Origin of the sequence: Candidatus Nitrosoglobus terrae (assembly GCF_002356115.1) — a bacterium.
In the GTDB taxonomy this organism is placed as follows: Bacteria; Pseudomonadota; Gammaproteobacteria; order Nitrosococcales; family Nitrosococcaceae; genus Nitrosoglobus; species Nitrosoglobus terrae.
Map to the genome: position 1 here is coordinate 113,864 of NZ_AP014836.1, position 25,754 is coordinate 139,617.

General features: G+C 41.6%; 29 protein-coding genes. 6 read left to right on the forward strand and 23 right to left on the reverse strand.

Annotated elements, in window-relative coordinates; all coding sequences use genetic code 11:
* The first annotated feature begins 9 nt into the window (after positions 1–9).
* The 6 genes from serS (at position 10) to rluB (ending at position 5,557) form a co-directional block, all read left to right on the forward strand.
* Positions 10–1,278, forward strand: a complete 1,269-nt coding sequence (serS, locus tag TAO_RS00585; RefSeq protein WP_096526147.1) for a serine--tRNA ligase — start codon at positions 10–12, stop codon at positions 1,276–1,278.
* Between the two features lie 76 nt (positions 1,279–1,354).
* Positions 1,355–2,056 carry a site-2 protease family protein gene (locus tag TAO_RS00590; RefSeq protein ID WP_096526148.1) on the forward strand — a complete coding sequence of 234 codons (702 nt, stop codon included), beginning with the start codon at positions 1,355–1,357 and terminating at the stop codon, positions 2,054–2,056.
* A gap of 25 nt (positions 2,057–2,081) precedes the next feature.
* The gene (locus tag TAO_RS00595) at positions 2,082–3,293 is read left to right on the forward strand and encodes a tryptophan--tRNA ligase (protein WP_172419024.1); all 1,212 of its coding nucleotides are present in this window, start codon (positions 2,082–2,084) and stop codon (positions 3,291–3,293) included.
* A gap of 20 nt (positions 3,294–3,313) precedes the next feature.
* A complete protein-coding gene (locus tag TAO_RS00600) occupies positions 3,314–4,117 on the forward strand; it encodes a segregation and condensation protein A (RefSeq protein ID WP_408607614.1) in 804 nt (267 codons plus the stop codon).
* Positions 4,114–4,731, forward strand: a complete 618-nt coding sequence (scpB, locus tag TAO_RS00605) for an SMC-Scp complex subunit ScpB (RefSeq protein ID WP_096526150.1) — start codon at positions 4,114–4,116, stop codon at positions 4,729–4,731. The genes TAO_RS00600 and scpB overlap by 4 nt, the downstream gene beginning before the upstream one ends.
* A gap of 37 nt (positions 4,732–4,768) precedes the next feature.
* Complete coding sequence (gene rluB, locus TAO_RS00610; RefSeq protein ID WP_096526151.1) at positions 4,769–5,557, forward strand: 23S rRNA pseudouridine(2605) synthase RluB; 789 nt, start codon at positions 4,769–4,771, stop codon at positions 5,555–5,557.
* 25 nt (positions 5,558–5,582) lie between these two features.
* Here rluB and hpnD read toward each other — a convergent pair whose 3' ends face one another.
* The 23 genes from hpnD to TAO_RS00730 form a co-directional block, all read right to left on the reverse strand.
* Positions 5,583–6,443 carry a presqualene diphosphate synthase HpnD gene (gene hpnD / locus TAO_RS00615; RefSeq protein WP_096526152.1) on the reverse strand — a complete coding sequence of 287 codons (861 nt, stop codon included), beginning with the start codon at positions 6,441–6,443 and terminating at the stop codon, positions 5,583–5,585.
* A gap of 14 nt (positions 6,444–6,457) precedes the next feature.
* Positions 6,458–6,772 carry a (2Fe-2S) ferredoxin domain-containing protein gene (locus TAO_RS00620; protein ID WP_096526153.1) on the reverse strand — a complete coding sequence of 105 codons (315 nt, stop codon included), beginning with the start codon at positions 6,770–6,772 and terminating at the stop codon, positions 6,458–6,460.
* A gap of 41 nt (positions 6,773–6,813) precedes the next feature.
* A complete protein-coding gene (erpA, locus tag TAO_RS00625; protein WP_096526154.1) occupies positions 6,814–7,164 on the reverse strand; it encodes an iron-sulfur cluster insertion protein ErpA in 351 nt (116 codons plus the stop codon).
* A 75-nt stretch (positions 7,165–7,239) separates the two neighbouring features.
* Positions 7,240–7,662: a bactofilin family protein gene (locus TAO_RS00630; RefSeq protein WP_096526155.1), complete on the reverse strand. Its 423-nt coding sequence runs from the start codon at positions 7,660–7,662 to the stop codon at positions 7,240–7,242.
* 54 nt (positions 7,663–7,716) lie between these two features.
* Positions 7,717–8,439 carry a DUF6776 family protein gene (locus tag TAO_RS00635; RefSeq protein WP_096526156.1) on the reverse strand — a complete coding sequence of 241 codons (723 nt, stop codon included), beginning with the start codon at positions 8,437–8,439 and terminating at the stop codon, positions 7,717–7,719.
* Between the two features lie 42 nt (positions 8,440–8,481).
* Positions 8,482–9,516, reverse strand: coding sequence for an N-acetyl-gamma-glutamyl-phosphate reductase (gene argC, locus TAO_RS00640; RefSeq protein WP_096526157.1), 1,035 nt, complete (start codon positions 9,514–9,516; stop codon positions 8,482–8,484).
* A 265-nt stretch (positions 9,517–9,781) separates the two neighbouring features.
* Positions 9,782–11,353: a bifunctional phosphoribosylaminoimidazolecarboxamide formyltransferase/IMP cyclohydrolase gene (gene purH / locus TAO_RS00645; protein WP_096526158.1), complete on the reverse strand. Its 1,572-nt coding sequence runs from the start codon at positions 11,351–11,353 to the stop codon at positions 9,782–9,784.
* An 80-nt stretch (positions 11,354–11,433) separates the two neighbouring features.
* Positions 11,434–11,730, reverse strand: a complete 297-nt coding sequence (gene fis, locus TAO_RS00650) for a DNA-binding transcriptional regulator Fis (protein WP_096526159.1) — start codon at positions 11,728–11,730, stop codon at positions 11,434–11,436.
* 163 nt (positions 11,731–11,893) lie between these two features.
* The gene (prmA, locus tag TAO_RS00655; protein ID WP_096526160.1) at positions 11,894–12,772 is read right to left on the reverse strand and encodes a 50S ribosomal protein L11 methyltransferase; all 879 of its coding nucleotides are present in this window, start codon (positions 12,770–12,772) and stop codon (positions 11,894–11,896) included.
* Between the two features lie 18 nt (positions 12,773–12,790).
* Positions 12,791–14,131, reverse strand: a complete 1,341-nt coding sequence (accC, locus tag TAO_RS00660; RefSeq protein ID WP_096526161.1) for an acetyl-CoA carboxylase biotin carboxylase subunit — start codon at positions 14,129–14,131, stop codon at positions 12,791–12,793.
* A 4-nt stretch (positions 14,132–14,135) separates the two neighbouring features.
* Positions 14,136–14,576 carry an acetyl-CoA carboxylase biotin carboxyl carrier protein gene (gene accB / locus TAO_RS00665; protein ID WP_096526162.1) on the reverse strand — a complete coding sequence of 147 codons (441 nt, stop codon included), beginning with the start codon at positions 14,574–14,576 and terminating at the stop codon, positions 14,136–14,138.
* Positions 14,545–15,051, reverse strand: coding sequence for a type II 3-dehydroquinate dehydratase (gene aroQ / locus TAO_RS00670; protein ID WP_096526163.1), 507 nt, complete (start codon positions 15,049–15,051; stop codon positions 14,545–14,547). Before aroQ ends, accB begins: the two co-directional genes overlap by 32 nt.
* 165 nt (positions 15,052–15,216) lie before the next feature.
* Positions 15,217–15,741: a TlpA family protein disulfide reductase gene (locus TAO_RS00675; RefSeq protein WP_096526164.1), complete on the reverse strand. Its 525-nt coding sequence runs from the start codon at positions 15,739–15,741 to the stop codon at positions 15,217–15,219.
* On the reverse strand, positions 15,738–17,627 hold the full coding sequence (gene dsbD, locus TAO_RS00680; RefSeq protein WP_231910518.1) for a protein-disulfide reductase DsbD: 1,890 nt from the start codon (positions 17,625–17,627) through the stop codon (positions 15,738–15,740). Before dsbD ends, TAO_RS00675 begins: the two co-directional genes overlap by 4 nt.
* Positions 17,627–17,962, reverse strand: coding sequence for a divalent-cation tolerance protein CutA (cutA, locus tag TAO_RS00685; RefSeq protein WP_096526165.1), 336 nt, complete (start codon positions 17,960–17,962; stop codon positions 17,627–17,629). The genes dsbD and cutA overlap by 1 nt, the downstream gene beginning before the upstream one ends.
* A 22-nt stretch (positions 17,963–17,984) precedes the next feature.
* Positions 17,985–18,350, reverse strand: coding sequence for a DUF4389 domain-containing protein (locus TAO_RS00690; RefSeq protein ID WP_096526166.1), 366 nt, complete (start codon positions 18,348–18,350; stop codon positions 17,985–17,987).
* A 105-nt stretch (positions 18,351–18,455) separates the two neighbouring features.
* Positions 18,456–19,184: a class I SAM-dependent methyltransferase gene (locus TAO_RS00695; RefSeq protein ID WP_096526167.1), complete on the reverse strand. Its 729-nt coding sequence runs from the start codon at positions 19,182–19,184 to the stop codon at positions 18,456–18,458.
* Positions 19,184–19,651: a pentapeptide repeat-containing protein gene (locus TAO_RS00700; protein WP_096526168.1), complete on the reverse strand. Its 468-nt coding sequence runs from the start codon at positions 19,649–19,651 to the stop codon at positions 19,184–19,186. The genes TAO_RS00695 and TAO_RS00700 overlap by 1 nt, the downstream gene beginning before the upstream one ends.
* A gap of 585 nt (positions 19,652–20,236) precedes the next feature.
* Complete coding sequence (locus TAO_RS00705; RefSeq protein WP_231910519.1) at positions 20,237–21,220, reverse strand: PLP-dependent cysteine synthase family protein; 984 nt, start codon at positions 21,218–21,220, stop codon at positions 20,237–20,239.
* Positions 21,221–21,929: 709 nt separating this feature from the next.
* Positions 21,930–22,349, reverse strand: coding sequence for a hypothetical protein (locus tag TAO_RS00715; RefSeq protein ID WP_096526170.1), 420 nt, complete (start codon positions 22,347–22,349; stop codon positions 21,930–21,932).
* A 274-nt stretch (positions 22,350–22,623) separates the two neighbouring features.
* Positions 22,624–23,499 (reverse strand): dihydroorotate dehydrogenase electron transfer subunit, encoded by an 876-nt coding sequence (locus tag TAO_RS00720; protein ID WP_096526171.1) that lies wholly within the window; start codon positions 23,497–23,499, stop codon positions 22,624–22,626.
* A complete protein-coding gene (locus TAO_RS00725; RefSeq protein ID WP_096526172.1) occupies positions 23,496–24,776 on the reverse strand; it encodes a dihydroorotase in 1,281 nt (426 codons plus the stop codon). The genes TAO_RS00720 and TAO_RS00725 overlap by 4 nt, the downstream gene beginning before the upstream one ends.
* On the reverse strand, positions 24,776–25,750 hold the full coding sequence (locus TAO_RS00730) for an aspartate carbamoyltransferase catalytic subunit (protein ID WP_096526173.1): 975 nt from the start codon (positions 25,748–25,750) through the stop codon (positions 24,776–24,778). The genes TAO_RS00725 and TAO_RS00730 overlap by 1 nt, the downstream gene beginning before the upstream one ends.
* Positions 25,751–25,754: the final 4 nt, after the last annotated feature.

Here is a 25,754-nt window from a genome sequence, read left to right on the forward strand (position 1 = left end):
ATCAATAAAATGCTTGATCCAAAATTACTGAGATATGCTTTAGAAGAGACTGCTTTGCGATTGGAAAAGCGGGGCTTTATCTTAGATAGAACTATTTTTACTACCCTAGAAGAAAAGCGCAAAGAAGCACAAATTTTAGCCCAAAAACTACAGGCCGAGCGTAATGTTCGATCTAAGTTTATTGGTAAAGCTAAGGCGTGTGGAAAAGATATTGCTCCCTTACTAGTAGATGTAGCTGATTTAGGAGATCAGATTACAGTCGCTGAAATTTGTTTAGAAGAGATTCAGCAGCAGGTCACTGAGATTCTGATGGGGATTCCTAATCTGCCTGATGCAAGTACCCCTGAGGGTAAGGATGAAAAGGACAATGTGGAGGTACGACGATGGGGAGAGCCACCTGTTTTTGAGTTTGCTCCTAAGGATCATGTGGAATTAGGCGCCGTATTAGGAATGGATTTTGAGGCTGCAGTAAAAATTAGCGGCGCTCGCTTTGTCACTCTTTTAGGCCCTTTGGCTCGTTTGCATCGGGCGCTTATTCAGTTTATGTTGGATATGCATACTCGAGAACACGGCTATACTGAAGTATATGTTCCTTATTTGGTGAATCCACAATCTTTACTAGGAACGGGGCAGCTACCTAAATTTGAGCAAGATTTATTTGCTATCAAGGATACCAGTTATTATTTGATTCCAACCGCTGAAACCCCAGTGACTAACATCGTTAGATCAGAGATTATATCTGCTGAGCGGCTACCCTTAAAATATGTTGCTCATACGCCTTGTTTTCGTAGTGAAGCCGGATCTTATGGTAAGGATACTCGTGGCATGATTCGTCAACATCAATTTGAGAAAGTGGAGCTGGTGCAGATTGTACGGCCAGAAGATTCTTGGCAGGCTCATGAGGAATTGACTGGCCATGCAGAGGCTATATTGCAGCAATTAGAATTGCCTTATCGAGTGGTGAACCTTTGTACGGGCGATCTTGGATTTGCAAGTAGCAAGACCTATGATCTAGAAGTATGGCTACCGGGGCAACAAACTTATCGAGAGATCTCTTCTTGTAGTAATTTTTTAGATTTTCAGGCTCGCCGAATGCAGACTCGTTGGCGAGATCCTAGTACTCAAAAAACGACTTGGGTTCATACACTAAATGGCTCTGGGCTAGCAGTTGGTCGCACATTAGTGGCAGTCATAGAAAATTACCAACAAGCTGATGGAAGTATTCAAGTGCCAGTGGTATTACAGCCCTATATGGCTGGGATCTCTATTATTGGTTAATTAATTAAATAAAGAGTCGAGTTATTTTTAAGCGCTTGGAAAAATAAAAATTAAATTATAGGTATATAATAAGTTAATGGAAGAGTTATCAATAGCACAACGCATCGCTGTTTGGGTACTACCTATATTATTCGCCATTACTGTCCATGAAGTAGCCCATGGCTGGATGGCGCTTCAACTAGGTGATCGCACTGCACAAATGATGGGACGATTAACCCTTAATCCTATCCATCATATTGATCCTGTTGGCACTCTATTAATTCCTGGAATTTCGTTATTACTTGGAGGTGTTATTTTTGGCTGGGCAAAACCAGTCCCTGTATCTTGGGGAAGACTCCGTCGCCCAAAAAGGGATATGGCGATTGTAGCTTTAGCAGGACCTATTGCTAATTTAATGATGGCTATTCTCTGGGGGTTTATATCCCGGTTAGGGATTATTTTAGCACCGGATCTTACTGTAATTGGTATCCCTTTATTTTATATGGGAATTGCTGGGATATTTATTAATGTTATTTTAATGATGCTAAATCTAATTCCATTACCTCCGCTTGATGGAGGTAGAGTATTAGTGGGGCTGCTTCCTGAATCTATTGCTTCTAAAGTAAGCTACATTGAGCCTTTTGGTTTGATTATACTGTTATTATTACTCTTCTCTGGTGCCTTGTGGTATCTCCTATGGCCTTTAGTCAACTTACTCTTAGCCGGATTAGTGCATTTTGCTGGGATACCGAAGCAGGATTTTATTAGGGCATTATTAGCGTTGATGGGAGCTCAATAACAATGTATAACCAAGGAGAGTATTATTGAGTCCCCTTCAATCTCAGCGGGTACTTTCCGGAATGCGCCCAACTGGACAGCTGCATCTTGGCCACTATCATGGTGTGCTAAAAAATTGGGCTCAGCTGCAGCATGAATATCAATGTTTTTTCTTCGTGGCTGACTGGCATGCTTTAACAACAGAGTATGAAAACCCTCAGGGGATTGTCGCCAGTGTTTGGGATATGGTGATTGATTGGCTTTCCGTAGGGGTTAACCCTTCAATAGCGACTTTATTTATTCAATCTAAAATTCCAGAGCATGCGGAGCTACACCTGCTACTCTCGATGCTTACTCCTTTAAGCTGGTTAGAGCGGGTGCCCACTTATAAAGATCAGCAGGAAAAACTAAAGGAAAAAGATCTTGCTACTTACGGTTTTCTAGGATATCCGCTGCTACAAAGCGCTGATATTCTCATTTATAAGGCAGCTGGAGTTCCAGTAGGTGAAGATCAGGTTCCTCATGTTGAAATTACTCGGGAAGTTGCCCGTCGTTTTAATCATCTTTATGGTTATGAAACGGATTATCAGGCATTGGTAGAAGCCGCTATTAAAAAAATGGGTAAAAAGAATGCCCGGGTGTATCTGGATTTACGCCGATGTTTCCAAGAACAGGGGGATACCGAATCTATAAAAAAAGGTCACTCTTTTTTAGATAGCCAAGAAAATCTTACCCTTGGCGATCGAGAGCGTCTATTTAGCTACTTAGAAGGGGTTGGTAAAGTAATCTTACCGGAACCACAAGCCTTACTGACCTCAGCTGCGCGCATGCCTGGGCTAGATGGGCAAAAGATGTCTAAATCCTATGGTAATACCATCGCCTTGCGTGAATCTCCTGAGCAGGTAGAACATAAGATCCGGACAATGCCTACAGATCCAGCTCGTGTTCGACGCTCAGATCCAGGAGATCCGGATAAGTGCCCTGTTTGGCAATTCCATTTAATTTACTCCGACAATGAGATCAAACAATGGGTTCAAGAGGGGTGTAGGGGAGCGGGAATTGGTTGTTTAGATTGTAAACGGCCAATTATTGATCGGGTTCAAGCCGAGCTAAAAATTATTCGAGAGCGAGCACAAGCATATATTGAGGATCCTAATTTAGTGCAGCAGATTATCAATGAAGGTAATGAGGCTGCCCGTAAGGTTGCCCGGAAAACTTTAGAAGAAGTACGGGAAGTAATGGGATTATCCTATGGATAGATGGTTGCTAGAATTAAGTGGTGAATGATTTACCCGAATCATCTTTAGCTGAGCGGACGCTGGCAGTAGTGCAAGGGCGACCTATTACTGAGCTACCTAAAGATCTTTATATTCCTCCAGATGCCTTAGAAGTTTTTCTTGAAAGCTTTGAAGGACCATTGGATCTATTGCTTTATCTAATTCACAAACAAAATCTAGATATTTTAGATATCCCTATCGCTACGGTGACCCGCCAATATATGGAATATATAGAGATTTTGCGTGATCTACGTTTAGAGCTAGCCGCAGAATATTTAGTCATGTCGGCTTGGCTAGCTGAAATCAAATCGCGAATGTTATTGCCCCGCCCTCAAGAGATTACTGAAGAGGAAGACGATCCTAGAGCCGAATTAGTTCGGCGTCTCCAAGAGTATGAACGTTATAAGCAAGCTGCTGAAGATTTGAGTTCTCTACCTAGAATAGGTCGAGATATCTTCGAAACAAGTGTGTATCTTGCTTCTGAGTATAGGGTTAAACTTGAGCCTAAACTTGAGCTAGCTGATCTCCTGTCTGCTCTTAAGCAGATTATAGCTCGAACAGAGTTATTAACTCATCATCATGTTGTTCAAGAAGCTCTATCAGTACGGGAGCGGATGGTAGAAGTGCTGAGTAAGGTGAATGCTGATACTTTTCGTGAGTTTACGACTTTGATTCATCCTAAAGAAGGGCGTTTAGGGATAGTGGTCACTTTTTTAGCTATATTAGAGCTAGCTAGAAAATCTTTACTAGAGGTAGCCCAAGCTGAGATTTATGGTTCTCTTCATATAAGAGCGATGGTAGAGTGAATGACCTGTGTTCTCTAAAAAATATTATTGAAGCTGCTTTACTTGCAGCGGATCGACCCCTATCTATTGATGAGATTTGGGCTTTATTCGATGAAGAAGCACGACCCTCTCATAATCAAATACAAAATATAATCAAGGAATTGATTGATGATTGGGGGATTAGAGCAATCGAGCTTAAAGAGGTTCATAGTGGTTACCGTTTTCAAGTACGCCAAGAGATAGCTCCTTGGATTTCGAGACTTTGGGAGGAGAAGCCCTCTCGCTATTCTCGGGCATTCTTAGAAACGTTAGCTCTTATTGCGTATCGTCAACCCATTACCCGGGCGGAAGTTGAGGAGATTCGCGGCGTCTCTGTAAGTAGCGGGATCATAAGAACACTACAAGAGCGAGAATGGGTAAGAACTGTAGGGCATAGAGAGACTCCTGGACGGCCAGCCTTGTATGGTACAACCCGAAAATTTCTGGATCAATTTAATCTTAAGAGTTTAAATGAACTACCTTCCTTAGCAGAGTTAAAAATTTTAACCGATCCCAAAATAGGGTTTAAAACTAGTATGGGATTTATAGTTGACGCTACTGAAGAGGCCTATCAAAAAGAGATAACTTCTTCGTAATTAGGATAAGTAAGGCTAGGAAAAGAATTCATTGAGAATGGAGCGCTTGCAAAAAGTATTAGCGCGAGGAGGATTAGGTTCTCGCCGGGAAATTGAGACATGGATTAAGGCAGGTCGAATTCGGATTAATGGTACCTCAGCTCAGCTAGGTGATAAAGTTTCGATGACGGATCGAATTACTATTGATGGTCGGCCTATATCTCCTAAGCGATTACAATTTTCTCCTTCTTCTCAAGTCATTTTATACCATAAACCTACGGGTGAGATTTGTAGCCGTAAAGATCCTCAAGGTCGTCCTACTGTTTTTCAGTCACTACCGCGCCCCCAGCAGGGTCGGTGGATAAGTATTGGTCGCTTGGATATCAATACTTCGGGTCTGTTATTGTTTACTACCGAAGGTGAGATTGCCCACTGTTTAATGCATCCCTCTGCTCAAATAGAGCGAGAATATGCGGTTCGGGTTTTAGGAACGGTACAAGAATCTGCCCTTCAGCGTTTACAAGCAGGTGTACAGTTAGAAGATGGTTTAGCACGCTTTGAGCATATTTTGGATGCAGGTGGCGAAGGGGCTAATCACTGGTATCATGTTAAGCTCCGAGAGGGGAGAAAACGGGAAATTCGCCGACTTTGGGAATCTCAGGGTGCCCAAGTGAGTCGGCTAATACGTATTCGTTTTGGGCCGATTAGGTTACCGCCAAGATTACGGGCTGGCCGCTGGCATTTTTTGGAGTCATCCGAATTAAAAGCATTATTAGAAGTAGCTGGGATAGCACACCAACCTGTTACTAAACTGCAACCAATAGTAGGTAGACGAGTAAGGAGCTGAAATTGAGATTATTAGTTTTTGAAGATTAATGCTTTGGAATAAGACCCCGTTGGGATCGCCGTGAAGTACGCCATGCGATCCAAAGCTTACGTAGCGGGGTTAAGGTAGTTTGTCGCTGTAGTAATAAATAGCCATCTTCTTCAATAGCATCTAAAACACTTAGGCAAAGGGCAGCCTGAATCAGGCCGGCACGTTGTGAGTAGTAATTGTGTTTGTTAAGTAGGGTTAAGGCGTTGTGAAGGTAATGGCGGATTTGGCTTGCATAATGAGCGAATAAGGCGGAGAGGTTTTGGATATTATTGTTTCCGGCCAGAAGATCTTCTATAGAAATGCTGAGGGAATCTAATGTATCTTGAGATAAATAAACACGACCTCTATCAGCATCTTGGCGTACATTACGCAGGATATGAGTTAATTGTAGGGCAATACCTAACTGCTCGGCGTATTTTCGCGTCTTTTGATCTTGGTAGCCATAAATTTTAGCCGCCATTGCGCTGATAGTCCCAGCGATTTGATAACAATAAAGAACAAGATTTTCAAAAGTTGGATAGGTAAATTGCTCTAGATTACGGGTCACTCCTTCAATAACCTTAAGAAACAACTCTTGGGGTAGATTATAGATGCTGATAGGATAAGCTAAAGATTGAGTTATAGGATGTTTAGGATGGCCCGCAAATAACCGGGAGATTTCCTCTTGCCACCATTGAAGCTTAGTTTCAGCAATAATAATCTCTGGGCATTCAATTACAATATCACTAATTTCTTTTTGATATGCATAAAGGGCAGTGACCGCTTGTTTTTGGTGCTCAGGCAGAAATAAAAGACTGTAGTAAAGACTAGTTCCAGGCTGAGCTACTTTGCTTTGGCAATACTCTACTGGATTCATTGTAGTAGTAGTACTTAAATCCGTAAGCGAACAACCGGACGGCCATTGATTAGGTGCTCGCTGATAATTTCATCAATGTCTTTATGGTTGGTATAGCTATACCAAATTCCTTCTGGGTAGACGACTATGGCGGGTCCTTGAGCGCATCGATTAAGGCATCCTGCAATATTAATGCGTACTTGATGGTTTTTTGCTAATCCCAGTGCTTTAATTTTTTCCTTAGCATAACTTCGAAATGCTGAGGAGTTATGATCTTGACAACAGGGGCGGCCGTTATCTCGCTGATTGGTGCAAAAAAATACATGATAACGATAGTAAGACTCGTTCATAGATAATGATCTTGAAATAGACATGTAGAGATAGAGAGCGTTTAAGCAGAGAAGGATGATCCACAGCCACAAGTGGTTGTAGCGTTAGGGTTTCTAATCACAAACTCAGATCCTTCTACACTTTCAGTATAATCAATTTCTGCTCCTATTAGATACTGATAGCTCGTGGGATCGATGAGCAAGGTAACCCCCTGTTTTTCTACCTGAGTATCATCTTCATTAAGAGTGTCGTCAAAGGTAAAACCATATTGAAAGCCTGAGCATCCACCCCCGCTAATAAATACACGTAGCATCAAATTTTTATTACCTTCTTCTTCAATAAGTTCTTTAACTTTAGTAGCGGCGGCATCAGTGAATGTTAATAAAACTGGTGTAGTATCAATTGTGTTCATAGTCGTATTATCCTTAAAATTTAAGCGATTGATTTAAATCTGAAATTTATTAAAAAATTTGTTTTCTTTAACAATTTACTTAAAAGAAGTAGTTTCGACCCCTAATTTATTAGTTAATGCTAACTTAGGAACGGGCTTATCCTCTATAGTGATAAAATTTCCATTAACTTTAGCCCCTACCGCCATTTCGATCAGGTGATAATAAACATCCCCGTGGACTTGCGCCTGATTTGCAAGTTCAAGGCGCTTAGTAGCATGGACATCACCCGTTACAGAGCCACTAAGAATAATATAGGGGACTTTAACTTGTCCTTCAATGATTCCACTTTCACTCACAGTAAGTAATGAATTCTCTTCCTCTGCTACAATATTCCCTTTTACGTATCCTTCTACTCGCAGTCCTCCACTAAAAGTAATACCTCCTTCAATGCGAGTATCTTGCCCAATGAGGGTATTAAGCTTAATACTGTGTTCATATTTTTTGGGACGCCAAAACATTTTAAACCCTCCTCATTAAGAATAATTCATTTTTAACTGTAATTAAGACAATTATTAATTTTTTATCGAGGCCCAATTAAAAGTTTTTTCTGCTAATTTAGAAGAACTTTCGTTAGGATATAAGGTAATTTTAACTTGAGTTGGTTTGAAATTATTTGGTAGCAATAACTCACCTTCAAGAATTTGAAAGTATTTAAATTTAAAGTTAATGGCGTTAGCTTTAGAAAGGCTGTCAAGATTAAATTGTGCAGATCTTCCATTTAACACGCCGTAAATTACGAGCTGTGCTTGGCCTTGGGTGAGCTGGGCTGTTTTACGGCCTTGAGTAAGTACGAGATGGTAATGAAATAATCTCGCTGTTACTGTCTTACTGATGCTGAAATCCTGAATATGGAACCCTTGATCCTCAAGGGACTTAATTAATCCTTTATAAGCGGAAAGCTGACGATTAAGCTCATAAATTTTGTTCTGTAAAGCTTCTAAATCAGTACTTAGATCCATACGGGCGTGCTGCTCTATCTTTAGCTCCCGCTGGGTTTGAGCCAAGGATTTTCGTAGACGAGCATTTTCCTGATCTAAATAAGAAATCTTTTCTTGAGCGCTAAGATGAGCTGGTGAGGAAGAGGTATCGGCTATTAAGTCTAGCGATGCGGAAATTAAATGAGGAAGAAACCAGCCTATGGTTCCACTGGCCACTATTAAGAGGGCACTCAAGATCCATATACGCCAAGGGCGATGTTCTGTGATAATAAAGCGAGGGTCTGCGCGTTTTGCCATTTTTACTTATAGGCGTTTATTTAGGAAATAAGTAAACTGAGATTATGGAATAATAGCAATATCATTGAGGCCAGATGTTTCTTTTAAGTTAAACATAAGATTCATGTTCTGTATTGCTTGGCCAGAGGCTCCCCTGACTAAATTGTCAGTAACCGAAAGTATTACAATAGTATTATCCTCGACTGAGGGGCGATGGATAGCAAGGCGGCACATATTAGTGCCTCGGACACTGCGAGTTTCTGGGTGGCTTTTAGGGGGAAGTACATCAACAAACGGACTCTTTGCATAGCGCTGCTCATAAAGGGATTGAAGATCGATCTCTTTCTGGAGCTGGGCGTATAAGGTGGCATGGATTCCGCGAATCATAGGGGTGAGGTGAGGCACAAAGGTTAAATGTATGGCAGATTTACTAATTCGACTAAGCCCTTGGACAATTTCTGGATGATGTCGATGACCACTCACGCTATAGGCTTTAAAGTTTTCACTGGCCTCGCATAGTAGAGTGGCTATAGCCGCTTTACGACCGGCTCCGCTTACCCCTGATTTAGCATCGGCAATAAGGTGATTTGGATCGACTAATCCTTGCTCTAGCAGTGGTAAAAACCCTAATTGGACAGTGGTAGGATAACACCCTGGGCAGGCTATTAGCTGAGCTTGGCGAATGGCTTCTCGGTTAATTTCAGGTAAACCATAAACTGCTTCAGTTAATAGATTAGGAGCAGTGTGAGGATGGCCGTACCAGCGTTCCCATACCGTTGGATCAGAGAGGCGAAAATCAGCAGATAAATCAATGACTCGGGTATTTCGTGCAATTAACTCTGGCACCATTTCCATGGCTACGCCGTGAGGGGTAGCGAAAAGAACAACATCACATTCTTGGGCTAACTGAGCTAGATTAGGTTTAATAAATTGTAGATTGACATGACCTCGAAGATTTGGAAAGAGATCACTCACTGCAGTGCCGGCTTTAGTACGTGAGGTAATAGCTACAATTTCAACATTGGGATGATTGGAAAGTAAGCGGAGTAATTCAATCCCTGTATATCCTGTTCCGCCAATAACTCCCACTTTAATCATGATTTTATCCTTAATCCTAAGAAATTACAGTTAATAATAGAGAGCTTATAGGCAGAGTAAAAGCATTGTTAAAGATAAATTAATAAGCCGTATAATTTAACTTGGTCGTATAGCATGATACGTAAAATAATACCCCATGCCCGCCTAAAAAATAAGAAGGATTGCGTTAGAGAAGAGTGTCTACTATTTCGTCGGCTAGGGTTGAAAGATTATTCAGATTAACCTAATGCTAGAATTAAGCTAAGTAAAATTTTTTAAAAATAAATTAATGGCGAAAATGCCGTACTCCAGTGAAAATCATAGCAATGTTATGTTCATTAGCTGCTGCAATTACCTCATGGTCTCGCCTAGATCCACCAGGCTGAATAATAGCACTGACACCCATTTCTGCTGCTGTATCTAAACCATCTCGAAAAGGAAAAAAAGCATCTGAGGCTAACACTGCACCTGAGACTAAAAATCCTGCCTCTTTAGCTTTAAGTCCTGCAATTTGGCTACTCATGACCCGGCTTGTTTGTCCAGCACCAATACCTATTGTTTGCTCATTTTTAGCATAGACAATAGCGTTGGATTTGACAAATTTCACTACTCGCCAAGCAAATAAGAGATCTTTAGCTTCTTGAGAAGTCGGTGATCGCGTTGTAACTGCCTGCGGTAGTTCTGAAGGTGCTAATCTTTGATCCTGTTCTTGAATTAATAAACCCCCGGCAACTCGTTTATAGTCCAAATTAGGTATTGGCTGGGATGGCCATTCACCACAAGTTAGCACCCGTATATTGGGCTTAGCCGCTAATACGGCTTGAGCGGTTATGTCTATTGTTGGGGTAATAATAACTTCAGCAAATTGGCGTTCAATGATAATTTTTGCTGTCAATGCATCTAATGGGCAGTTAAAGGCAATAATACCGCCAAAAGCTGAAATAGGATCAGCACTATACGCCCGTTCGTAAGCTTCTTCGAGGGATTTTCCGATGGCTACCCCGCAAGGATTGGCGTGCTTGACTATAACGCAGGTAGGCGTGTTGGGAAATGATTTAACACACTCTAAAGCGGCATCGGTATCAGCTATGTTATTAAAAGAAAGATCCTTGCCTTGTAATTGCTGAGCCGCAGCAACAGTTCCCTTCTGAGGGGTATGATCTACATAGAATGCAGCTTGTTGATGAGGGTTTTCGCCATATCGTAATTCCTGTTTTTTAATACATTGAATACTATAGTCGTGCGGAAAATTTATTTTTTTATCTTTTAAAGAGAGTTTTTCTAGATAATTAGCAATAACTGTGTCATAAGCTGCAGTATGCTTAAAGCTTTTAACTGCAAGCTCAAAGCGAGTAGCAGGTGAAATAAATCCATTGTTTATTTTTATCTCAGCGAGGATAAGTTCGTAATCAGTTGGATCAGTTACCACCACGACAGATTCATAATTTTTAGCGGCTGCTCGTAGTAGCGCTGGCCCACCAATATCAATATTCTCAATGATAGTGGGCAGGCTAGACTTTGGGTTTGCTATTGTTTGTTCAAACGGATAGAGATTAACAACAACTAGATCAATAGGTTTGATACCATATTCAGCCATAATAGGGGCATCAGCCTCTCTCCGCCCTAGAATACCTCCGTGAATCTTAGGGTGAAGACTTTTGATACGCCCTCCCATCATTTCTGGGAATTGGGTATAGTCTGATACCTCTATCACCTTAATATGATGTTCTTGAAGTAATGCAGCAGTACCTCCGGTAGATAGTATTTCAACGCCATAGGTCGTTTGCAGCTGACGTGCAAATTCTGTCACTTTGCTCTTATCGGAAACGCTAATAAGCGCACGTTTTATAGATTCCATAAATTTCCTTAGCGGTACCTTAAGTTTCAGGTAAATTAGCGACGACGAGGTTAACTTCTAGATAATGTTTTAAGATTATATTAATTAATTGAGCTAATATTATACTGCTTTAGCTTTTTACGAAGAGTACTACGGTTCATACCAAGAAACTTAGCAGCTTTTGTTTGATTACCGCCAGCGTATTTTAATGTGATCTCTAGTAATGGAGGTTCTATCTCCCTAATTACAATCCCGTAGAGGTCATTGGGATTATGTCCATCAAGGTGTTCAAAATACTCATTTAACATCTGTCTAAGGCATTCTTTAATGGATGAGTGTTGCTGTTCTTCATTGAAGCTAGTTTTATAGGATTCAATCTGGGTAAGTTTGTTACTCATGAAACTATTATCACTCTTAGCTTGTAACAAGGATTATTAATTCGTATTTTAATAGAAAATTGGGAAATTCGATTTCACATTGAAAGGAGTTATTTGAGGGCTAGCCATAATACTCCCAACAATAAATTAGAAAAAGATTTTAACCATAGATTAACAATATTTATTAATGACGATGGCCGATAAGTAATCCCCAATTTTCCTTGATCATTGGGGTCTCAAAGATAAACCAATTGCTATAAACTTCAATAAGTTGTGGGATTTGATCCTGAGTAATACCTGACAAAGCGAGATAACCACTAGAGCAAACTAATTTAGCGAAATGAGGGGCTAGCTCTAATAAGGGGTTTGCCAGAATATTAGATATCAAAAAATCAATTTTTATTGCTGTTAACTCAGAGGGTAATAAGGTTTGAAGGCGAGAAGTTATAGCATTGCGAGCAGCATTTTCTTGAGTAGCTACTAAAGCTTGAGGATCATGATCAATAGCAATCACACTGCTGGCTCCAAGTTTAAGCGCGGCAATTGCTAGAATGCCAGAACCGCAACCATAATCAATGAGTCGCGCTTGATCGAGGCGGGCGTTTGCTAGCCATTCTAGGCATAAGGCAGTAGTAGGGTGGGTGCCTGTGCCGAAAGCAAGCCCAGGATCGAGTAAAATATTAATTGCATTAGGATCAGGAACAGGAAGCCAACTTGGACAAACCCAAAGTCGTGAGCCAAAATATAAAGGTTTAAAATGCTCCATCCCTATTCGTTCCCAGTTTTGATCCGCTAAAATCCTATATTGATGAGTCAGAGGATCTGTAGGAGACCAAGTGCTACTGAGCTTGCTTAGAAGAGCATTTAAATCGATCTCAACTGGAAACAGTGCGCTAACACATGTTTTAGGCCATAGAGGGGTATCTCCTAGCGGTGGTTCATAGAGAGGTTGGTCAGCAGCATCTAGCAAAGTAACTGCTGCTGCTCCTAGCTCACTTAAATGATTTGACAGCTGATCAACTTCATTAGCGTTTATTTCAAATTGAATCTCGATCCATGCCATAAAAAGGCTAACAAAAATTTATAGCCCTAGCATGCGTTCTAGATAGTGGATGTTAGTGCCGCCCGCTTGGAAGTTAGTATCTTTAAGAATGCTTTGATGTAATGAGGCGTTGCTTTTGATACCTTCTATGACGAGTTCTGTGAGCGCAGTTTGCATGCGAGTGAATGCTGATTCTCGTGTTTCTCCATAGGCAATAAGTTTACCAATTAGAGAATCATAATAAGGAGGTACTTTGTAGCCAGTGTATAAATGAGAGTCTACTCTGATACCAGGCCCACCGGGGGCATGATACATAGTGACAACGCCAGGGCTAGGTATAAAGTTTTTTGGATCTTCGGCATTAATTCGGCATTCTATAGCGTGACCATGAATTTTAATATCTTCTTGGCAATAACTAAGTTTCTCTCCAGCTGAAATACGGAATTGTTCTTTAACAATATCTACTCCGGTGATCATTTCAGTAACTGGATGCTCTACTTGGACTCGGGTATTCATTTCAATAAAGTAGAACTGACCTTCTTGGTAGAGGAATTCAAAGGTACCCGCTCCTCGATAATTAATTTTACGGCAGGCTTCAACGCAGATTTCACCCATTCCTTTCCGTTGCGCTTCAGTAATTCCAGGGGCGGGGGCTTCTTCAATGACTTTTTGATGGCGGCGTTGCATGGAACAGTCCCGCTCACCCAGATAAATAGCATGTCCATGGCTATCAGCTAGGACTTGAAATTCTACATGGCGAGGGTTTTCTAGGTATTTTTCCATATACACCATGTCATTGTTGAAAGCAGCACCTGCCTCAGCACGTGTTAAGGAAATTGCATTTAGTAAATGCGCTTCTGCATGAACAACCCGCATTCCTCGGCCACCGCCGCCGCCTGAAGCTTTAATAATGACAGGGTAACCAATTTCTTGGGCAAGCGCTAGGTTTTCCTTGCCATCTTCTTTAAGTGGACTCTCCGATCCCGGTACGCAAGGTACGCCAGAGGACTTCATAGCTTTAATGGCAGAGACTTTATCTCCCATGAGGCGGATAGTTTCCGGGCGAGGGCCGATAAATATAAAACCACTTTGCTCAACCCGTTCGGCAAAATCAGCATTTTCGGATAAAAATCCATATCCAGGATGAATAGCAGTAGCGTCAGTGATTTCAGCAGCACTGATGACAGCTGGGATATTTAAGTAGCTTTGAGTTGAGGGTGCAGGACCGATACATACCGTCTCATCTGCAAGCAAAACATGGGTAAGCTCTCGATCTACATCAGAATGAACAGCTACTGTTCTAATCCCTAGCTCTCGACATGCACGTAGAATACGTAAAGCAATCTCACCCCGATTAGCAATAACAACTTTATCCAACATAAAATTATTTTATGACAAATAAAGACTGGCCGTATTCTACCGGCTGTCCGCTTTCGGTGAGGATAGCGGCAACAGTTCCGGCTTTATCGGTTTCAATCTGATTAAACATTTTCATAGCCTCGATGATACATAACACATCACCTATTGCAACTTGATGCCCTATTTCTACGAATGGTTTTGCTCCTGGGGTTGGGGATCGATATAGAGTACCTACCATAGGCGATTTTACTATATGACCAGGAGGTATTTCTTCCTCTTTTTTGGTGGTTATCTCTTTTAGTAGAGGGGAAGGTATAGTTGGTGCTGCTATAGGCGTAGAGGGGATGGCTATAGGTAAGTTGTAACGATTAATGCGAACAGACTCTTCTCCTTCGTGGATCTCTAGCTCAGTAATATCGGAGGACTCTAGTAATTCAATCAGTTTCTTGATCTTTCGTATATCCATAATGTTTTGTCTGATCAGCAGAAATGTGGACTGTAGGGTTTGAGAATCGGGCTATTGCCGTTTGTAAAGCAAGTTCATAACCTATTGACCCTAAACCACTGATAACTCCTTCAGCAATATCGGAAAAATAGGAATGATGGCGAAATGTTTCTCGTTTATAGATATTTGATAAATGTACTTCAATAAAAGGTATAGCTATAGCGGCTAGGGCATCTCGTAGAGCAATGCTAGTATGTGTAAAAGCCGCTGGATTAATAATAATAAAATCTATATTTTCCTTTACTGCCGTATGAATACAGTCTACAAGTAGGTGTTCTGCATTGGATTGAAAAAACTTTATATCATGCCCTGCTTTGGCCGCTTGATGCTCTAATCGGGAGTTAATCCTCTCTAGAGTAGTAGAGCCATAATATTTTGGCTCTCGAGTACCCAGTAGATTAAGATTAGGCCCATGAATAATTAATAAGCTTGCCATAATGTTGAGGCGATAAACCACATGGCTTCTTTTGAAATTAATTTATCATAGATTGTGCGCTTCTTACTGAAAAATGTCTAGATACTAATAAGTATGGCGTATTAAGAGGTTAACTAAAAACTTCTAAGGAAAAATCCGAAAAATCCTACTAGATAGCGCACACTATTATAGTAGTGGTGAGATAATACTCTCTGTAGTTTTTTTATCCAATTCTCCAGCATGGGTATAGACAATTCGACCTTCGCGGTTAACGATAGCGGTATAGGGTACTACATCTAAAGTGTTACCATAATCAGCTGCTATTAGGGTAGCTTTTTCTTCATCTACTAAAATAGGATAGTTAATACCATGTTCTTGAATAAATGCTTTGACGGCATCTGTTTTATCGATAGCCACTCCAATGAACTGAAGACCTTTTGCTCCTAATGAATTTTGTAATGTGATAAATTCAGGTATCTCCCGTAGGCAAGGTGGGCACCAAGTAGCCCAAAAATTTATCACTAATACCTTCCCATCCCATTCGTTAATATTATGTTCGACTCCATTAACATCTGGAAGCTGGAAATTAGGTCGAGTTAACCCAACCGTGGGCGATTGATTATTTTGTCGCATTTGTTGTAGTGTGTAGCCTCCGATACCAGCAAGTAGAGCAATAATAAAGATTAGAGGCCAGCGGATAATGTCATTCAAGAGGGTATTCCTTTTAGCGCTTGCTTAGTTAGTAGGGTATTTACTCGTTGTAAGTGTGCCAAAAATTCCTGTGGTGAAGTAATGCCAATAAGCCGTGTTCCTTTAAGCTCAGTGCCATCTAAGCCGAAGAAGAGTATTGAAGGGGGGCCATATAGAGAAAATTGATTAAGCAGTGCTTTATCTTTATCATCGTAAGCAGTAACATCGGTTTGTAGCAATACAATATTACTAAGCTCACTTATCACGTTAGGATCACGAAAGGTGGTGGCCTCCATCCGTTTACAATCTACGCACCAATCAGCGTAAAAGTCTAACATAATTAATCGATCTTTATTCTGCTCTAGCGCGTTCTGTAAACCTTCAAGCCCTTTCACAGATCGAAAGCTCAGCGTTTCCGTAATTGGATTATTCGCTGATCTTGTGGCTACTAACCCTTGGAGAGGCTGCCACTCAGTACCACTGCCGCTTGCTGCACCTATGATAAGCAAAATGCCATAGACTAAGGAAATTAATCCAACGCCTTTCCATAATTTACCCCAGCCCGTAGTATTGGGTCTTATTACCTCTAATGCTCCAAGATAGACAGCGCTGATAAGAAATAGGGCACCCCAAAGAAGCATAATTACCGGATGGGGTAGAATACGCGAGAGTAACCAAATAGCAACGGCAAGTAATAAAACGCCAAAGAAATATTTTACAGGCTGCATCCAGCTTCCTGTACGAGGGAGCCATTTACCTGCTGAGGTGCCAATAAGTAATAAAGGTGCCCCCATTCCCATACTTAATGCAAATAGCGCTGCTCCTCCTAAAAAAGCATTCCCAGTTTCTCCAATATAGATTAAAGCTCCAGCTAATGGTGGAGCAACGCAGGGGCCTACAATAAGGGCTGAGAATAAACCCATAAGTCCTGTGCCTAGGAGAGTACCGCCTTTTTGTTTCTGATTAAGGTTAAAAAGCCGATTTTGTAAATAAGCAGGTAACTGCAGTTGATATAGGTCAAACATAGAAAGGGCTAGTAATACAAAAATTATGCTAGCCCCAATTAAAATAGCTGGGTGTTGAAAAGTAGCTTGTAGGTTACTTCCCACTAAGCCTGCAATAATGCCCGCTACAGTATAAGTAAGCGCCATTGCTAGAACATATACTAAAGAGAGTATAAAGCTGCGCTGTGTAGTTATCTCGCCTTGACCAATAATAATCCCAGATAAGATAGGGATCATTGGAAAGACGCAAGGGGTAAAAGCTAATAATAGCCCAAAACCGAAGAAGGCCACAAGGGTAAGCCAGCTTTGATCCTGAAAGAGGATTTGCGCTATATAATCTTGGGCTGGAAGAGCTATATCCGCTCTTTCCTCTGTAGTTGAAATAGGGTTTATCGCAGTTGATGAATCTCCTCCAGCGTTTACAGAAGATGCCGGTAATTCTAGGCTAATTTCTTGGGTAGCAGGTGGGTAACAGATTCCGTGAATTGCGGAGCAACCCTGAAAAGATGCTTTTAAAGTAACCGTTTCAGGGTCTGTATCTTGGCGGTTTAGTGTAATTGGAATGTTAACTGTAGTTTTACCTGGGTAAATTTCTGTAGCCCCCATAAATGGATCGTCTGTAGTTTTACCAGGAGGTAACTGTACTGCTAAAATGCTTGTTTTTGACGCATTGATTATTTGAAAGGTAAATTTATCCCGATAGAGATAATAGCCATCGACAATATCTACCTGAGCCATAAGGGTATGGCTATCTGTGACAACAGTCTTATATATAAAGGCTTCATCAACCTTTAATAAAGGAGGTTTTTCAGCGTCCTTTAGACCAAGCCGCTCCAGTAGCCCCGCTGTAGCTGAGAGGGAGACTAATAAAATTGAAATAAAAGCAAGAAAACGCATTTTCATTAGCGGGATAACCTTTTGTCTATCCAACGTAAATAATCACTTAGGCCATTGCTGATAGTGACAGCGATAACCTCAGGAAGTTCATAAGGGTGTTGCTCCCGTATCGTTTGCTCTATTACTGAGTAAGTATCAACTCGTGATTTAATTAATAGCAAGCTCTCACTATCAGTCTGAATTTTTTCTTTCCAGTAGTATACCGAAGCTAATCTTGGAATAATGTTAACACAAGCTGCATACTGCTTCTCTACCAATAAAGTAGCAAGTTTTCTTGCTACTTCTTCATCAGGGCAAGTACAGAAAATAAGCAGGTAATCATTATTATTAGGATTAAGCACGATAACTTTTAGCTAGTACGCCTTAGCTTTCGTTATGGCTGGAAGGATTTGACGTTGATTGTCCTAATCCTGTGGGCATTTTCTCTGGCTTTGGCCAGTCAGAGTAAGGGAAAGGTCGATCATCTGTATTGTAAGTTAAATACAGTAATATGTGATAAATATAGGCTGATGTTTGTCTAGCAAATGTAGCCGCCCGCTCATTGCTGCCGCCAGTAAATAGGTTGTAAAAGATAAGAAATATTATCATCACCCAAACTGTAGCTTCAGTAAGAATATAGACAAAAGTAAATAATATGATAAGCAGAAAGCGCTTCCAAAAGACGGGATTCTTTAGGTGCTGAACAATATCTTGGCCAATGTTATTCATCTTATTATCTTCGTTAGTCATAAAAAACTCCCTAATTTAGTCATTTTTTAGATCCTTTACAGTTACTATTATAGCAATAGCTTTTCTTTAACGGATAAGAAATAATTTAATTATAGTTAACCTTGATTAACCCTTATGAGTTAGGTAAACATCAAATCGAGTGTTTTTACCCTCAAGCATAAAATCGGGTTTAGGTCCTTCTATTGCCGGCGCTAGTCGAGGACGTTTAACGACTACTCGTTGCTGCGCACAGTCTAGTGCAATCTTCAGCAATAAAGGCGTATTCTTATCATTGCCTATTAACGTGCGCAATAGGCGCATTTCTTTTTTAACTAAGGCGCTTTTAGTGCGCTCAGGATACATAGGGTCAAGATAAACCACCTCAGGGAGATCTTGAGCACTAAGTTTCATCATAACATCTATGGAGTTGGCTTGAATCAAAGTTATTCGATCAGCTGCAAGAGCTGTTTTAGATGCTTGACTAGCTCGTGCTAGGCCATCTTCAAGTAATGCGCTTATGATAGGGGACTGTTCTATCAGCAATACTCGGCAGCCCAATGAGGCTAAAACAAAGCCATCTCGTCCTAAACCAGCAGTCGCATCTAATACGTTTAGATGTAAGTTATTCTTCAGGCCAATAGCTCTAGCCAGTAACTCTTTATGTCCGCTATGCTGGCAACGATAGCCCATGGCTCCATTGACAAAATCTATATAAATAGAAGATTTGAGGTTAGGATAACGCAGCTCTAGGCGCTGAGCAACGAATACTAGCTCTGTAACAGGTTGTTGGCTAGCAGCTATTTGTTCACAGATACGGATAGCCTCTACAGGGAGGATAGTAGCCAATTTTTTCATTACTCATTTTCAATTAAACCTTGAATGCTATCAAGCGTAGCATTACTAAGATTAGCTCCACGGAAATTAGTTTGATGAAGATTAGTATCGGATAAATCGCTCCACTCCAAATTGGCACCCGAGAAGTTAGCGCCTTGGAGGTTTGCCGTCTGTAATTTAGCGCTATTAAGGTTAGCCCCTTGAAGTTTAGCATTGAGAAGACTAGCTTCTTTAAGACTAGCTAGAATTAAGGTACATTCTTGAAGATTAGCATTTTCTAAATTAGCCCCCTCTAAGCAGGCAAGGGTGAGATTAGCTCGTCGTAGATCTACCCCTACTAAATGAGCACCACGCAGAATAATGCCCTCTAAATTAGCTTGCTGTCCTTCTTTTCCTTCCGATTGTAACCATCTTTGATGAGCTATAAGAATATTCTCAAGCTTATTTTCATCAATAGAAAGCGATTCTTGGCTAGGTGATGTGATCATAATCTAGTGTCTATTAGTTCATTTGAAATACTTAGCTTAACGCTTTAGGTTAAGTAGGCAATATTTAGAATCAGTGTATCTTTGCTCAGGGATTAAAAAATATAGTATTATCTTAAAATAACAGAAGAAAGCTTAAAGAAAACGCGCCAAGCTATGGTTAGTATCTCAGTGTCTATTACTGGTTTTTATTTCAGTAGCTGAAAGAGATTAGACTACAATAATAGCTAAAGAAAGGACGATAATCAGCAACGTTCGGGTCATCATTACCACGAATCAGGGGCAGAGTAATTTGGTGGCAGTAATCAAGACTAGGAATGATTGTATTTAGTTTTATCGATTAAGGAATAAATGGGCGTATCAAATAGTCTCTAATTTTCCAAAGCAATAATAGGTTCGCGTATCGCTCTTGCCAGTCAAAGGTCATCCGAAAATCTATTCTATTAATATTGCTTATTCTAGGCATTCATGAGTAGAAAGAGAGGGGTGGCTTGCTGCTAGGGTTGATATTCTCATCCTTGTAAGACTCGTAGATTAATAAGACCACACTTTTTTACCTAGTGCTGTAATAAAAATATGCAGTTTATTTTAAAGCGGATACATCAAAGACAGGTATTTTTCGCCTCGATCACATAATAATGTCAGAACAGTTTTAATTGAGGGATTATCTCGTTTAATTTTATGAGCCGCCCAGAAATTAGCGCCGCTGCTGGGACCGACGAATAGGCCGCGTTCGTATGCTATCTTACGAGCTTCTTCAATGGCTACATCACTATCGACGGAAATGATCTCATCAATTTCATTACGGTGGCGTTGATAAATTGTGGGTACGAAACCGTCGGAAATCCCTTCTATTTTGTGGTCGGCAACAATACAACACTCAAGGGTTTGCGATTCTGTCGGCTCCATGGCAAAGACCTTTATATTAGGATTATGCCATTCCCTCAATGCTTGTGAAACGCCGATGAGTGTACCGCCAGTGCCAACGCCTTGAACAATGGCATCGAACTTAAAGCCTTCAGGAATTTGGCTGATGATTTCTCGGCCCAGCTCTTCACGGTTTTCCTCAACATTCCATTCATTATCGAATTGGGCTGGACAATAAAATCCGTTCTGTTGGCCAAGCGCTATAGCAGCGGCTCTTGCGTCATTAACTTGAAAATGACCGACAAAACGAATTTCTGCGCCGTATCCCTTGGAAATCTGCACCCGTTCACTACTATAGCCTTCAGGGATCATAACGATAATCTTGTAGCCCTTGATTGCTGCAATCATGCTTAGTGCATTACCAGTATTACCGCTGGTCGCTTCGACGATGGTATCGCTGGGCTTAAGGAGCCTTTTCTCTTCAGCACGTTCAATCATATAATTTGCCATGCGAGCTTTGATCGATCCTGATGGATTCATAAACTCTGCTTTGGCAAAAATACCGTCGCCAAGATTAAGAAGGGGTGTATTCCCGATTGCAGACAGAAGTGTGGTATTGAATCCACAGGCTGGTTTTTCTACCTTTTTAAGGGTTTCTCTATTTCTATTCATGTTGTATTTAGGATTAATCAGAAATTTCTTCAATTTAAATAGCCTAGAAAGGATTATATAGAATTTAGATCTAAAAAGCCCCTTGGTCTCATATCAAGAGGCTTTATAATCCTTAGAGATTTAAATATATAGATGATACTCAGCTCAGCGCTTGCGCCTAAAACAGATATTGCTCATGGTATTACACAACGAGGGCAATTTTTTGGCGGCTGCGGTGGTTGAATTGGATTGACTCTATTTGCTATTTCAGTATTTGTAGCCCATACAGCTTTAGGAGCATAGATAACCAAATTCCCATCATTTTGCATTATAAGAAAGGCCCCAGGGTCTCCTGCCATATTTGAGTCCTAAGCAGATTGTCCGTCTGAACGATATAACACTAAATTTCCATCACCTTGCATGACACAAAATTCAACGTCTTGACCGTTGGTGCCTGTAGACCAGAGAACCTGATTATCCCCACAACCAAAAACGTTAGCATTGCAATATAGGACGAAATTCCCATCGTTCTGCATTACCAATCTAAATTGCCCATTATTGGAGGATAAGGAGTCGCTGCGATAGAGAATATAAGCGTTCGCTGTTTTCTAAGGTATTATTAGCCAAAGCTGTTATTGCCGAACAAATCATGGTTATAATTGCTAGGGTGAAAAACTCTTGTTTTAGTAGCTTGTACATGTTCTTGTCCTGTCTACGCTAGTTATAGCTGTAGTCCTGCTCAATCAAATCATTGATAAAAATACTAACAAAGAACGAGAACGGTTTGTGCTGTACCCTCTAGATCTATACAGCTCCAATGTACTTCTGGGCCTGAAGTAGTTATCGGCCCTCCCACATTTTTGTACACACCAATGGTGTTGAACTTCACGCTTTTATCTAAAGGTACACAGATATCTGGAAGGAACACGGAAAAGGTTCTTCCCCAATCATCCCAATCCGATTGTTCTGCTACATTAGCAGCTTTTTCTGCTAAGGGTTCTATCGTTGAGATAAGTACGGTGATCATGCTCCCTAGCGGGGTTTTGACCTTCTCAATCTGGGTAGGTCTAAAGACTTCTCGAGTATTGGGTGTCTTATAGATGAGGGAGATAAAACTAGGATTGCCTCCTATTCTATAGGTAATGTCTAAATCTTTTCCTTTGAGAGAGAAAAAATTCGCCATTGTCTACTCTCCTAAAAATAGCTATAGCTGCTTAAGAATAGATATTAAAATCCTAAAGTCAAGGTGGCTTAGGGGAACTTCGAGCGTTATTATGGAAAAGATAAAATAGCGTCTAAAGCCTTATATCTAAATAAGCTTTCAGCGCCCTAACGCTTTGCCTAATCGCACCAAAGAGAGTACAGCAGATTTAGAAAAAATAGCCTTTAGGATACGGGCAACAGCTCTTAAGTACGCTGTTGCTCTTCGCATTTTAAGAAGAATACAGCAGAAATATCTAAATAAATACGGTCTTTGCGTCAAATACAGGGCCATCTACACAGACCCGCTTCATCGCGGGTCCTTGCGCAGTTTGAATCTTTACTACGCAGCCAGCACAGCCGCCAACAGCACAGGCCATAAATTCTTCCAGAGAGATTTGACAAGGAAGATCAAATTCTCGCGCCAATTTTGTGGTGGCCTGTAGCATTGGGTGAGGGCCACAAGCATAGAGGGCGATTTCCTGCCGTTGAGCTGGAGATAAAGTGAGTAGCCAATGTCGGGCTAGATCGGTGATAAAGCCTTCAAAACAGCCAGGGTAGCCTTGAAGACTGGCTAATCGGCTTGGGATTTTCCAATTCTCCAGTAAGGGCATAGCCCCAATCACCCCATCAGGTAAACCTGGTATCAGAAATTGAGAAGGCTTTTGTTGGAAAGGGAAAGGAACTTCCGATCCCATGAGGACTAAGGGTTTGAAATGGCTATCCTGGCGTAGGGTATCTGCTAAAAATATCATGGGAGGAATCCCTACGCCGCCACCGATGAGTAGGGGTCGAGGATAGGCAGGATCTAATTTAAAGGGCTGGCCGATAGGGCCGATAATACTGATGATTTCCCCAGCTGTTTTTTGGCTTAATAACTGCAGGCCATGGCCTGTGGCTTTATAGAGGAACTCTATCCACCCTTGTTTAGCATTAGCTCGCATGATAGAAAGAGGTCGACGCATGGGGAGGTTGGGATCGCATTGAAGATGAGCAAAGCTTCCGGGGGTAGCGCGGGCGGCAATATTTGGAGCTGCGAGCCATAATATATACTGATTGCCAAGATAAGAATCATGGGTTAAGACTTTACCGTCTTCCACTAGAATAGTATCTCGATGAGATTTTGGTTTCATGGCGTTTCAGCTTTAAAAATCACTTGACCTGCCAGCAATGTATGAGTCACTCGCCCTTGAAATTCCCAGCCGCTAAAGGGGGTATTTTTTCCATAGCTGATCATCTCTTCAGGCTTAAGAGTCCAGCAGCAATTCGGATCAAAAATACAAATATCAGCGGGTTGCCCAGGGGCTAAATGGCCACTATCAATACCCAGTACTTGAGCGGGACGATAAGTTAAATAAGCAATAGCCTCAGTAAGTGTGAGAATATCATCCTGTACTAGCCGCAGACAGAGGGGTAGCAAGGATTCTAATCCAGAAATCCCCGGTTCAGTAATAGCAAACGGGCCTAGCTTGGCATTGATATCATGAGGTTGGTGATCAGAGCAAATAGCACTGAAGATACCCTCTCGTAAACCTTCATGGAGAGCCTCTCGATCTTGTCGGGATCGTAGGGGAGGAATAACGTGGCATTGGCTATCAAACTCCCCAATATCATTCTCAGTAAGATGGAGATGGTAGGCAGTGACATCCGCTGTAACCAACAGTCCCCCAGCTTGGGCTTCTTTCACCATTTGTACGGCTCGGCCACTTGAAAGATGACAAAAATGAGCACGAACCCCCGTTTGTTCGATAAGGAGTAAATCCCGGGCTAGTGGAATTGTTTCAGCGGTTTCTGGAATTCCTGCTAATCCTAGTCGGGCGCTGATAACTCCTTCATGGCAGCAACCATCAATACCCAGCCAAGGGTCGCGGGGGTGGAGAAAAACGGTGATCCCAAGGGTTGCCGCATACTCCATGGCGTGGCGCATAACACGGCTGTCAGCAATAGGGACTGAAGAGTTACTCACTCCTACATAGCCTGATTTTTTTAGGGTAGCCATCTCTGCAAGTTGTAGCCCTTTGAGATCTTGCGTGAGGGCACCCAAGGGTAGAATTTTGCTCCGCTGACGCGGTGTTGTCTGGTGAGGAGTCAGATCGGTGGTAACTGAGCTATTAACTGAAATACTATCTGGCGGGCAGCATAGGGTCGTAATTCCGCCCTTAGCTGCTGCTAGTATTTCAGTAGTGATATCCCCTCTCCACTTCCGTCCTGATTCTTGTAACCTTGCTCGTAAGTCAATTAATCCAGGGCATATGATTTGATTTTGAGCATTAATTTCTTGTTCAGCTAGGAAACCTTCAGGAGCTTTATCGATGGAGACTATCCGGCCATTAGCGAGATAGAGATCATGAAGTGCATCTACTTGGTTATAGGGATCAATGAGATGCCCCCCTCGAATCACGATATGCATTAGCGGGTCTCTTTAGCTTCGGGAACGGGTATCTGCATGGTCATGGCCATGATTGCCATGCGGGTAGCAATTCCATGACTGACTTGTTCTAAAATTACAGAGTGAGGTCCATCGGCAACGTCTGACGCAATCTCTATTCCTCGATTGATGGGGCCTGGGTGCATCACAATGGCATCTGGTTGAGCGAGATTAAGTTTTTCCTCAGTTAAACCGTAGAGCTGAAAATATTCTCGCTGACTAGGTAGGAGTGCGCCTTGCATGCGCTCCCGCTGAAGTCGTAGCATGATGATCACGTCTATATCTTTTAGGCCCTCTTTTATATCATGGAAGACGCGAACACCTAGAGAATTTATACTATGAGGGAGTAGGGTCCGTGGCGCAATGGCACGAATCTCTCCGGCTCCCAGGAGCGTTAGGGCGTGAATTTCTGATCGGGCCACTCGAGAGTGAAGAATATCACCGATAATTGCTACTCGAAGATCAGGGAATGAGGGTTTATGGCGGCGGATAGTAAACATATCCAATATGGCTTGAGAAGGATGGGCATGACAGCCATCTCCTGCATTGATAACGCTGACGTGACGAGAGGCATGGTGGGCGATAAAATGAGCAGCTCCACTGTCAGGGTGGCGTACGATGAACATATCGCAGTGCATGGCCTCTAGACTGCGAAGGGTATCTAATAAACTCTCACCTTTTTGCGTTGAGGAAGTACGAACATTGAGATTCATAACATCTGCTGAAAGACGTTTGGCGGCTAATTCAAAAGTACTTAAAGTTCGGGTGCTGTTTTCAAAGAAAAGATTGACAATAGTTTTTCCCCTAAGTAGCGGGACTTTTTTAACTTGCTGACCGCTAATACTAGAAAAATTCTCAGCGGTATCTAAGATAAGCGTGAGGAGATCCTTATTTAATCCCTGAATACTGAGAAGATGGCGTAACCGGCCTTGGTTATCTAGCTGAATATTACTCATTTAA